Source organism: Segatella copri (genome assembly GCF_002224675.1).
GTDB classification, from domain to species: domain Bacteria; phylum Bacteroidota; class Bacteroidia; order Bacteroidales; family Bacteroidaceae; genus Prevotella; species Prevotella copri_U.
The window spans coordinates 15801-28049 of sequence record NZ_NMPZ01000010.1 but is presented as its reverse complement, the minus strand read 5'-3'; the positions used below and the strand labels follow the sequence as shown (position 1 = coordinate 28049).

Here is a 12249-nt window from a genome sequence, read left to right as displayed (position 1 = left end):
TTATAAAAAAAAATATTCAGATGAAAAATAAGATAAAGACATTATTGTTGACGGGATGCGTCTCGCTGGCTCTCGGTACTTCGCTGAGTTCTTGTCAAGACTACTTGGACAAGGAGCCAGACTCAACAGTTTCTGCAGACGATGCCTTTGCCAATTTCCGTAATTTCCAAGGTTTCGTTGAGGAAATATACAACTGTATCCCTGATAAAGAGAAATGTAACTGGTGTCCTTCATGGAACTGGGGTGATGATGAAATCTTCAATCCTGAGGCTGATAATAGAATGACCCATCAGGTTGATTTAGGTAACTTCCGTGCATGGGAATCTACTGGTAACTGGCTAAAGCGTGATGGTTCTTCTACTTCCACAGATAAGTTCGCACACGGTATTTGGAACCATGCGTGGTATTGCATCAGAAAATGTAATCTCGGTTTACTGAATATCGACAAGTTTGTGACTGGAAGTGCTGAAGAGAAAAAACTGATAGAGGGTCAGCTCTATTTCTTCCGTGCATGGTGGCATGAGGAAATGATGGAGTATTTTGGTGGTATGCCTTATGTGGATACTTATCTCGATGCCAATGCCGAGCTGAATTTACCACGCCTTTCTTATCAGGAATGCGCTGATAAAGCGGCAGCAGATTTCCGCAAGGCTGCCGATTTGTTGCCTATTAATTGGGATAAGACTTCTGCAGGTGCTGCCACACAAGGTAAGAATGATCTTCGCATCAATAAGATCATGGCTCTTGGTTATCTTGGTAAAACCTATCTTTGGGCTGCTAGTCCTTTGATGAAGAATGGTGCGCAGACTGGTGCCAGCAAGAATGGCAAGACTTATGATTATGATCAAGAATATGCTAAGAAGGCAGCTGAGGCTTTTGGTGAACTGCTCTCTCTTGTGGAAGCTGGTCAGACACAATATGCATTGGCAGAGTTTAAGTACAAAGACATCTACAATCATGAGAAATCTGATGATGCCAATAGCTGTTTTTCTGATATATTCTATACCAAGAAGCAGAACTGGAAAATGCCAGGAACGGTTGAAGCTATCTTCCGTGGTCCATCTGCTGATTTCAATGGCTCTAACTGGAACACCTCTAAGGTCTTTGGCCCTAAGGTACAGAAAGTCGTTGATCGTGATAATGTCATTCACCAACCTACGGCCAACCTTGTAGAGGCTTATGGAATGGCTAACGGAGAACCAATCTATTTGGTTGAGAATGGTCAGTATGTACTCAATCCAAAGTCTGGTTTCGACCCTACCCATCCTTTCAAAAATCGTGATCCCCGTTTCTACCACGATATCGTCTTCGATGGTTTTAAGTATTTGAACGGAACACCTGGTCAGTATGCAGATTTACAGTATTGCCAATTATATACGGGTGGTAATATGCGCCCTGTAGCAAATGCAAGCCGTACGGGTTATTTCATTCAGAAGTTGGTGCCTCATACTTGTAATGAAGTGGATAAAGATTACGACTGGGGGGCAGCTTTACACTGCTATTTGCCATATATGCGTCTTGCAGACATATACTTGATGTATGCAGAGGCTTGTGCTGCATTCGGTGGTGCTACTGGCAAGTCTTCAAACTTTGGTAAGACCGCAGAAGATGCAATTAATACACTTCGCGACCGTTGTGGTGCTGGTCATGTTGCTGCAGAATTTGTTGCAGACAGCCATAAGTTCATGGACGAGGTCCGTCGTGAGCGTGAGGTAGAACTTTCTTTCGAAGGATTCCGTTTTTGTGACTTGCAGCGTTGGTTGCTTCTGACAGAGGCGCCATATAATCAAAAATTCTCACAGGAGTTTGACCGTGTGGAAAGTCCAGACTTCTATACGGAGAATGATCCTAAGGACGCTGAGGTTGCCAATTATCGCAGAGAGTTGATATTGACTCGTAATTTCGAAACCAAGCACTATTGGTTCCCATTGCCAATCAAGGATACTCAGCTCTATCCAGAGTTTAGTCAAAATCCTGGCTGGTAAGGTTTAAAATTATAAATTAGTAATACTAAATGAATAATGATAGTATGAATTCAAGATTCAAATCATATAATTATAAGCTTTTTGTAGCAAGTCTCGTGGCTTTGGCTCCTCTTGGTGCCAATGCCAAGACTGCACAGACAAGCGAATCCGACACAGCCAGTGCCGACAAGGAGATGGTTCAGGTGGCTTACCGAAAGGTAGCCAAGGATGACATCTTGGGCGGTGTGTCTGTAGTCGATGTAGAGAACTTGATGAAGAAGAACTACCATACTTATAGCCTCGACAATATGCAAGGTTATGTAGGTGGTTGGAATGGCAATTCTCTCTGGGGTATGGATGCCGACAACGCTGGTTATCTCGTCTTGGTAGATGGTGTGCCTCGTGAAGCTAACAACGTTCTACCAAGTGAGATTGCACAGATATCTTTCCTCAAGGGTGCGCAGGCTGTGGTGCTCTATGGTAGCAAGGCTGCCAAGGGTGCTGTAGTCATAACCACCAAGCGTGGTCATAATGATGGCTTGAAAGTCGAGGTGCAGGCTAATGCAGGTTTGAATGTAGCAATGTCTTATCCTGAGTATCTTAGCAGTGCAGAGTATATGACTCTCTATAACGAGGCTCGTCGTAATGATGGTCTGTCTGAACTTTATTCTACTGAGGATATCTATAATCATGGAGCAGGTTTGAACCCTTATCGTTATCCTAATCTCGATTTCTATTCTTCTGATTATCTCAGAAAGGTGAACAGCCGTTATGAGGCTACTGCAGAAATCAGCGGTGGTGGTAAGCGAGCTCATTTCTATAGCAATATCAACTATTATCGCCAGGGCGATTATTTCAAGTTTGGTGAGGCTAAGAATAATAATACCCAGCGCTTCAGCGTTCGTGGTAATGTGGATATAGACATTACTGATGATATTAAGGCTTGGGTCAACTCCAGTGCAACCTTCTATGATTCTCATTCTGCAAAGGGTAATTACTGGGAAGCTGCTTCTACTTGGCGTCCTAATTTTCCACAGAATGCAGCTCCTCTTATCTCCACAGATATGATAGCCCCTAATGCTAAGGCTGCTTGGGACTTGATGAGCGTTGCGAAGTTGGTAGATGGCAAATACTTCCTTGCTGGTACTCAGGCAAACTCCTCTAATGTTTTTGCTGATATCTATTCTGCAGGAAGTAGTAAATTTACTAGTCGTCAATTCCAGTTTGATACGGGTGTCAATATCAACTTGCACAAGGTGTTGAAGGGCTTGTCTTTCGAGACTCATTTCGCAGTTGACTATGCCACCTCTTATAATACTTCTTTCGATAATAGCTATGCTGTTTATATCCCAACATGGGCTAACGTCGATGGCAAGGATATGATTGTCGCATTGAAGAAGGAAGGTGAGGATAAAAAGTCTGGCAACCAGAACATCAGCGGAAGTACAGATAACCAGACCATGTTTTTCTCTGGTCAGTTCAACTACAACAATACTTTCAACAAGGTTCACAATCTGTCGGCAATGTTGATAGCTTCTGGCTTCCAGCAGTCGAAGTCTGGACAGTATCATAAGAACTCTAGTGCTAATCTTGCATTCGATGCTTCTTACAATTATGCCCAGAAGTATTACGCAGATTTAGGATTAGCTGCCATTCACTCTGCCCAGTTGGCTCCAGGTCATCGTGAGGCTCTCTCACCATCACTTTCTTTGGGTTGGAGACTCAAGAATGAGTCTTTCTTGAAGAATTCCAAGGTGGTAGATGACATGATGATTAGTGTATCAGGTAGTATTATCAATGAGGATATTGATATAGCAAGTGGTGACAATCGCTACTATCTCTATCAGAGTATTTGGACTTCTGCTTACGGCTATGGATGGTATGATGGATCTAGCGATAAATACACCTATTCATTAAGAGGTGAGAACAAAGACCTTGATTTTATCAAGCGCAAAGAGTTGTCTCTGAATTTCAAGACATCCTTGTGGCAGAAATTGGTGACATTGGATGCAAGTTTCTTCATCAATTCGATGGAGGGTTATCTCATCACTTCGCCAACATTCTATCCATCTCATATGAATACTCCTTATCCAGTGGCTTCGTTTATGCCTGTACTTAATTACAACAATAATCGAAGAGTTGGATTTGATTTCGCTGCCAACTTCAATAAGAAGGTAGGTGATGTGGATCTCTCACTTGGTGTGACTGGTACTTACTATACAACCAAGGCTACCAAACGAGATGAGAACAACGTAGAGCAGTATCAGAACAGACAAGGAAAGGCACTTGATGGCATTTGGGGCTACAAGAGCGCAGGTCTCTTCCAAAACGAGGAGGAAATCAAAAATTCTCCAGACCAAAGCTATTTTGGTGGAACAGTTAAACCTGGTGACATAAAGTATGTGGATGTAAATGGTGATAATAAAATTGACCAATACGACCAAGTCTTCTTGGGTAAGGGTGGTTGGTACGGAGCACCATTCACGCTTGGTGTCAATCTTACAGCTAAGTGGAAGAACTTTACCTTCTTCGCTCTTGGTACCGGTAACTTCGGTGCTTGGGGTGTCAAGAACAATTCTTATTGGTGGGTAAAGGGCGATAGCAAATATTCTGCTGTAGTTCGTAACCGATGGACTGAGGAAACCAAAGAGACTGCAACCTATCCTCGTTTGACATCTCTTGATGGTAACAACAACTTCCAGACATCAGACTTCTGGATGTACAAGACAGATGCATTCCGCTTGGCTAAGGTCCAGATAACTTACGACTTGCCTAGTACTTTGTTCCAAAAGACATGGCTTAAGGGGTTGTCGGCATACGTAAGCGGAGCTAACTTGCTTACCATTTCAGGAGAGCGCGAAGTCTTAGAGATGAACGTTGGGTCTGCGCCTCAGACACGCTATTATAATATAGGTGTAAAGGCAACATTCTAATCATTTTAAAATGTAGAAAGAAATGAAAGTAAAAAATATATTTATATTAGCAGCAATGTCGCTTACTTTGGCTTCTTGCTCAGATCTTTTCGAGCCTGCAGAGGAAAACAACCGTGGCTTGGATGAGATTTACAATGAGCCAACATACGCTCAGGGACTATTGGGATATGGTTATTCGATGCTTCCTTACAATACCAAGAGTGTTACTGATATTGCTACAGATGACGCTGTAACCAATAACTTGACAGATAACTGGCTCAAGATGGCTACAGGTTCTTGGACAGCTAATAGCGATCCTATGTCTAAATGGACAAGTGGTCGTGCTACTATCCAATATCTCAATATCTTCCTTCAGGAGGTAGATAAGGTAAACTGGGCAAAGGACGAGAATGCCCGTAAGATGTATTGTGATAGCCGTAAAGGTGAAGCTTATGCTTTGAGAGCTCTCAACTTGTATTATCTTTTGATGAATCATGGTGGATGGACAGCCGATGGCAAATTGCTTGGCGTTCCTAATTTGACAGAACCAGAGACTTCTACTGATGATTTCAACAAGCCACGTAATACATTCCAGGAGTGCTTGGATCAAATCTATAGCGATTTGGACGAGGCTGCCAAGCTTCTCCCTCTTGATTACAATGATTTGACTGATGATAACGCTGTTCCTGCCAAGTATAAGGAAATCGGAGTAAAGACCGCAGGAGACTACAACCGTGTGTTTGGTTCCATTATGCGTGGTCGTATCAGCGGTCGTATCGCTGAGGCTATTCGCTCACAGGTATCTTTGCTTGCAGCTAGTCCTGCTTTCTCAGAAGGTACAAACGTGGATTATGCTAAGGCTGCTGACGATGCAGCTACCGTTCTTGACCGTATCAATGGTGTGAGTGGTTTGTCTGCTACAGGTAATAATTGGTTTATGCAAACCAAGGAAATCGATGCGCTCGGCTCAGGTGCTTGTCCTGCTGAAATTCTTTGGCGTGGCAGTCGTACCAATGGTGCTGATGACTGGGATTTTGGTCTGAACCAAGAGTCTGATAATTTCCCTCCGTCTCTTTATGGTAAGGGTAGAATCAACCCAACTCAGAATCTGGTCGATGCATTCCCTGCTGAAAATGGTTATCCTATCAACGATGCCCGTTCTGAGTATGATAAGTTGAATCCTTACAGCAATCGAGATCCTCGTCTTGATCTTTATATCATTCATGATGGTAGTACTTATAAGGGAAAGACCATTCATACAGACATTACGACGGCTAATAACAATGATGGTTTGAATAAGATTTCCAATTCTACTCGTACAGGCTATTACATGAAAAAGCTGTTGCGTGAGGATTGTAATCCTGACCCTAATTCAAAGAATGCTCAGTATCATTATCCTGTGTATATTCGCTATACTGAGATATTCCTCGATTACGCTGAGGCTGCCAACGAGGCTTGGGGACCACAGGGTAAGGGAACTCACAACTACTCAGCTTACGATGTAATCAAGGCAATCCGTCATCGTGCCGGAATTGGCGAGTTTGGCGAGGATCCATACTTGGATGAGTGCGCTGGTAGCAAAGAGAAAATGCGTGAGTTGATTCGCAACGAGCGTCGTTTGGAACTTTGTTTTGAAAATAAGCGCTTTAGTGACCTTCGCCGTTGGAAAGCTCCTCTAAATGAGGCTGCGCGTGGTGTAGAAATCACTTCAGAGGCTGGTGTTCCATCATACAAAGAAATGAAGGTTGAGGATCGCAGCTATAAAGATTACATGTATTACGGTCCTATACCACAGAGCGAAATGTTGAAGTGGAGCAACTTGCAGCAGAATGAGGGCTGGGAAGTAAAAAATAACGACTAATATTTAAAATGATGAAAACAATGAAGATAAGCAAATATTTGTCCATGGCTGCATTGGGAATCTTGGCTTTAGGCTTTAACTCTTGTGAGAATGGCAACCAAGAATTTCCTGATTATGAGGGCGGTACTACTGTATATTATCCTTATCAGTATATCGAACGTTCTGTAGTTTTAGGCAATGATGAGAATCGCGATAATACGGATGATAACAATCATGTATTGTATATCGTATCTACAATGGGTGGAGCATATAATGGAAAAAACATCACATTGAATGTAGATGTTGATAATTCATTGTGTGACAATCTGTATTTTGAGGATGGAGTCACTCCTGTAAAGCCAATGCCTAGCAATTATTATACAATTCCTACCAAGACGGTTGCGTATAATGGAAAATTGCAGGGACGTCTTCAGGTTAAGTTGGAGGATGCTTTTTTTGCTGACCCTGATTGTGCAAAGAATACCTATGTAATCCCAGTTCGCATCAAGGAAATGGTGGGAGCCGATTCTATTCTTTCGGGTTCTCCTTTCGTTGCAGGTACAACTCCTGTTCGTACTGATGCTTCAGCTTGGTCTGTTGCTCCTAAGGATTATATCCTTTATTGCGTTAGGTTTATGAATCCATGGGATGGCTATTATTTCCGTAGAGGAACTGACAAGATTACAGAGAATGGACAAACTCATGAGGTAAAGCGTGAAGGTGCAACTCTTGAAAAGGATGAAGTGAGTCACATTACAACCAAGAGTTTGAAGGAATGTAATTTCGTAGTCTCTGTAAATAAAGCTGACGGCTCAAAGGTCTCTTGCAACTTGAAACTTACGTTCGATGATAATGGTAATTGTACCGTTACTTCTGATACAGAGGGCATGACTGCTTCTGGTTCAGGAAAGTTTGTAGAAAAGGGAGCTAAGTTGGCTTGGGGTAACAAGGATCGTGACATCCTGACTCTCAATTACAAGGTTGATTTCGGTTCTGGTATTGCTTTGGAAACATCCGATCAGTTTGTTGCCGAGACTCGTGGTAACACCAATGGTGTTGTTCAATTCAGTCCTCAGTATATCAAGAAGTAATATTCTTGATAGATAAGTGTCATTCTAATAATTTGATTATTATGAAATTGAAAAATATTAATTTAGGTTTAGGCTTGGTGGCTCTCTTGGCTTTGTCTTCTTGTGCTGATGACAAGTTCTCGGAGTACAGAACTGATATGACCAAGAATTTGAAGGATTATCAGTATCTGAATAACTACGAGCCTTTGAAGAAATACGTGGAAGATATGAAAGCTGCCGGCAAGTGCAATCCCGACTTTAAGTTGGGCATTGCGCTCGAAGCAGCCGAATTCAACAAGCAGGAACTTGTATATTGCCTTGCTGGTAGCAATTTCAATGAAATGACTGCTGGTAATGCCATGAAAATGTCTTCTTGTGTGAAAGATGATGGCAGTACGGATTTTTCGTTAGTCAAGGAGTTCGTCAAGAATGCGCAAGATGCAGATATGACGATTTATGGTCATACGCTGGCTTGGCATTCTCAGGCAGCCAATAAGTACCTCAAAAATCTTATCAAGGATAAGGAGTTGCCACCTGATCCAAATGGTGGAAACAAGTACTTGGAGATTGCTTGTGGCGAAGCTGGTGCCAACAAATGGGATAAACAGATTAGTTATGTGTTGCCTAAGGCATTGGTTAAGGGACAAAGTTACGTGATGACCGTTAAGGTAAAGGCTTCGGATGGTGGAACTTTTGCTGCTTGGCCTATTTGGGAAGCAAGTGATAATAAAAACCAATGGGGTGGTAGTAATGATGTTCAGTATATGGAAGATTATGACATCACTAACGATTATTCTACTTTGAAGTGGGAGTTTACAGCCAATTTCCCTATTGATAAGCTCCAGTTTGTGTTCGGTAACGTAGGAGGAACCATTTCTTGCGATGACTTTAAGTTGACGAAAGCTGGTTCTGATGAGAATCTTATTGAAAATGGAGACTTTGCAAAAGAGTCGGCTCATGGTTGGAATCCGACTGGCTGTACCATCAAGGTGGCTTCTGCAGCCGCATCTAAAGAGGTAGAACAACTAGTTCATGAGAAAACCTATACTGATGGACCTTTCCCATTCTTTGCTATGGGATGCGAACCACCTGTTGTGAATGGTGCTATCCATTTTGTTCCAACAGGAGATTGGTCTCAGTTCTTTGTTATGCCAGGTGGCGAAAATACGCTTTCTGAGGAGGGTAATTATGTGGTTTATCTTGACTTGTCTGCTTCAAAGGATGCTAGTGGAGTAGAATTGACTATGCAGAATGGTTGGGGTGGCAGTGACCAGCAAATTACTGTAAGTGTACCTGTTTCTGCTGGTCGTCATACCGTAAAACTTCAGATGCCTAATATTGTTGGAGGTAATTATGATATTATCTTGAAACCACAGACAGCAGATGCTACTTTGGATGTACATTCTGTTAAGGTTTGTCAGGTCAAGAATCTCAACTCCATTCCTCTCACCGATGAAGAGAAGAAAAATGCTCTTACCACTGCCATGGGAACTTGGATTGATGGTATGATGGAGGCTACTGATGGTTATGTTACTACATGGGATGTCGTTAATGAGGCGATCTCTGGTAAGGTTGGTGCTGATGGATTCAATGAGTTGCAGCATGCAACTAATGCTCCTGCTTCTGATGTAGCCAATAGCTTCTACTGGCAGGATTATCTCGGTGATATCGACTATGTTCGTACAGCCGTAAGAGATGCACGTAAGAGCTTTGCTGAGCACAATGGTGATCCATCTAAGTTGAAGCTCTTTATCAATGACTACAACTTGGAAGGTTACGGGGATCAGCACGCTAAGCTGAAGAGCTTGATCCACTGGATTGGTCTGTGGGAAGATCCTAATGCAGAGGAGCCTGTTGTTATCGATGGTATTGGTACACAGATGCACGTAACATGCTATGGTGATGCAACTAAGCAGGCTAAGCTTCAGAGCGACATCGAAGAGATGTTTAAGTTGATGGCTAAGACAGGTAAGCTCGTCAAGATTTCTGAGCTTGATATGGCTTATGAGGATGAGGCTGGTACTTCTGTTACCTTCGACAAGATGACTGAGGAGCAGCACAAGCAGATGCGTAGTTTCTATACATTCATCATCCAGAAGTACTTCGAGCTGATTCCACAGGCTCAGCAGTATGGTATCACTCAGTGGTGTGCTACTGATTCTCCTAAGGATTCAGGTTGGCGTCCAGGTTGCCCTACAGGTCTTTGGGATAGCAACTATCTCCGCAAGCACACATACGCAGGTTTCGCTGCTGGTCTTGGTGCTCCAGAATATTGGAAGGAAGCCAAGTAATTACTCTAAAAGACATTAGTTTTAGGTTTTATCATACATAGATTAACCGAAAAAAAATGTTAGTCGTTAAGGTTGGTCGTGTCGTGATGACATGACCAATTTTTTTATCCAAAAGCATCTTTATAATTGATATTTAACATATAACAAATGAGACGTTTAATAATTATCGCATCTCTTTTCATGAATCTGTGCCTTCCTATGGGGACACAGGCAAGTAATGGGGGCAATGTAAGCCCCGATCCTAATTTTCAAATTTATCTCTGTTTCGGACAGTCGAACATGGAGGGCAATGCCGCCATTGAAGACATCGACCGAACAGGTGTGAATCCAAGATTCATGGCAATGTATGCCGTGGATGATGAAAAGGCAGGATGGAAAAAGGGACAGTGGCATACCGCTGTCCCTCCGCAGGCAAGACCTACCACTGGCCTCACTCCTGTAGATTATTTCGGAAGAAAGATGGTGGACAATCTGCCCGACAGCATCAAGGTGGGAACCATCACCGTGGCTGTGGGCGGTGCCAGCATCGACCTCTTCGACAAGCGTACCTACAAGGCTTACCTGAAGAAGCAGCCCGACTGGATGAAGAACTTCGCTTCCCAGTATAACGGCAATCCATACGCCCGACTCATCGAGCTTGCCAAGATTGCCCAGAAGCAGGGAGTCATCAAGGGAATCCTGCTGCATCAGGGAGAAACCAACAATGGTGATGCCAACTGGCCTAACCGTGTGAAGACCGTGTATAACGATATTCTGAAAGAGTTGCACCTGAAGGCAGAAGATGTACCTTTGCTCGTGGGTGAAACCGTTCAGAAAGACCAGGGCGGCAGCTGCTGGCAGCATATCGCCATTGTGGATGATATCGCCAAGACCATTCCTACTGCCCACGTCATCTCTTCCAAGGGATGTCCGCAGCGTGGCGATGGTCTGCATTTCATTGCCGAAAGCTATCGCACCATGGGTAAGCGTTATGCCAACATGATGCTCTCGCTGCTCGGCATCATTCCGGATGCCAACTATCCGCGTGTGGATAAAGACCGCCGTGCCTACGTCAAGCTCCATGCTCCAGAGGCAAAGCAGGTTATCTTCGATATCTGCGGAAAGAAGTATCCGATGAAGAAGGATTTCGACGGCGACTGGTATGGTGTTTCAGACCCATTGGTAGTGGGCTTTCACTATTATTTCCTGAACGTAGATGGTGTACAGGTAGTAGATCCTGCAAGCGAAACTTATTTCGGCTGCTGCCGAGAGGCGAGTGGTCTGGAGGTTCCTGAGGGAGCCGAAGGCAATTACTATCGTCCTCAGCAGGGAGTAGCACAGGGTCAGGTTCGTTCGGTATCTTACTATGCTGCATCTCAAGGCAAGTTCCGCAGAGCCATGGTTTATACGCCTGCAGAATATGAAACCAATCAGAACAAACGCTATCCTGTGCTCTATCTGCAGCACGGAATGGGAGAGGACGAGACGGGCTGGAGCCATCAGGGCTATATGCAGCACATCATGGACAATCTCATTGCCGAAGGCAAGGCAGAGCCAATGATTGTGGTGATGGAGAGCGGCGATGTAAAGCAGCCTTTCGTGCCACGTCCTGGCAAGGATGTAGATGAGGAGCGCAAGCATTATGGAGAATCTTTCTACGATGTCATCATCAAGGATCTGATTCCGATGGTAGATAAGAAGTTCCGAACCTATACCGACAGAGAGCATCGTGCGATGGCTGGCTTGTCATGGGGCGGTTGCCAGACTTTCAACACCGTGTTGCCGAACTTGGATAAGTTCTCAGCCCTGGGAACCTTCAGCGGAGCACTTTTCGGTGTGGATGTCAAGACCTGCTTCAACGGTGTCTTTGCCGATGCAGAGAAGTTCAACAGCCAGATAAACTATATGTTCATGGGCTGCGGTTCAGAAGAGAACTTCGGCACGGAGAAGATGGCGAAGGAATTGAAGGACCTGGGCATCAAGCTTGATGTCTATGTTTCACCTGGTACTCATCATGAGTGGCTCACCTGGCGCCGCTGCCTGAAGGAATTTGTGCCACATCTGTTCAAGTAACAAGACAGGAAATCAATAAGATAATATAAAAGAAATCCCGACACTGCCAGGCAGTTTCGGGATTTCTTTTTGTTATATTTCTAATATCTTATGTTTCTTTTTGCTTTTTTTTTATGTTTC

General features: G+C 43.7%; 6 protein-coding genes. All 6 read left to right on the top strand.

The window, feature by feature from the left end; genetic code table 11:
• Positions 1-20: 20 nt before the first annotated feature.
• Positions 21-1985, top strand: coding sequence for a RagB/SusD family nutrient uptake outer membrane protein (locus CFT61_RS07675; protein ID WP_089543876.1), 1965 nt, complete (start codon positions 21-23; stop codon positions 1983-1985).
• Between the two features lie 44 nt (positions 1986-2029).
• Positions 2030-4897: a SusC/RagA family TonB-linked outer membrane protein gene (locus CFT61_RS07670; protein ID WP_089543875.1), complete on the top strand. Its 2868-nt coding sequence runs from the start codon at positions 2030-2032 to the stop codon at positions 4895-4897.
• Between the two features lie 22 nt (positions 4898-4919).
• The gene (locus CFT61_RS07665) at positions 4920-6737 is read left to right on the top strand and encodes a RagB/SusD family nutrient uptake outer membrane protein (RefSeq protein ID WP_089543874.1); all 1818 of its coding nucleotides are present in this window, start codon (positions 4920-4922) and stop codon (positions 6735-6737) included.
• Between the two features lie 20 nt (positions 6738-6757).
• Positions 6758-7807: a DUF5627 domain-containing protein gene (locus CFT61_RS07660; protein ID WP_089543966.1), complete on the top strand. Its 1050-nt coding sequence runs from the start codon at positions 6758-6760 to the stop codon at positions 7805-7807.
• A gap of 41 nt (positions 7808-7848) precedes the next feature.
• Complete coding sequence (locus CFT61_RS07655; protein ID WP_089543873.1) at positions 7849-10077, top strand: endo-1,4-beta-xylanase; 2229 nt, start codon at positions 7849-7851, stop codon at positions 10075-10077.
• Between the two features lie 147 nt (positions 10078-10224).
• Complete coding sequence (locus tag CFT61_RS07650; RefSeq protein ID WP_437176823.1) at positions 10225-12129, top strand: sialate O-acetylesterase; 1905 nt, start codon at positions 10225-10227, stop codon at positions 12127-12129.
• Positions 12130-12249 lie beyond the last annotated feature (120 nt).

Bases quoted from the DNA above. Each gene is read 5' to 3' on its own strand.
- CFT61_RS07660 (WP_089543966.1), top strand. From the start codon at position 6,758: ATGAAGATAAGCAAATATTTGTCCATGGCTGCATTGGGAATCTTGGCT.
- CFT61_RS07675 (WP_089543876.1), top strand. From the start codon at position 21: ATGAAAAATAAGATAAAGACATTATTGTTGACGGGATGCGTCTCGCTG.
- CFT61_RS07650 (WP_437176823.1), top strand. From the start codon at position 10,225: ATGAGACGTTTAATAATTATCGCATCTCTTTTCATGAATCTGTGCCTT.
- CFT61_RS07665 (WP_089543874.1), top strand. From the start codon at position 4,920: ATGAAAGTAAAAAATATATTTATATTAGCAGCAATGTCGCTTACTTTG.
- CFT61_RS07670 (WP_089543875.1), top strand. From the start codon at position 2,030: ATGAATTCAAGATTCAAATCATATAATTATAAGCTTTTTGTAGCAAGT.
- CFT61_RS07655 (WP_089543873.1), top strand. From the start codon at position 7,849: ATGAAATTGAAAAATATTAATTTAGGTTTAGGCTTGGTGGCTCTCTTG.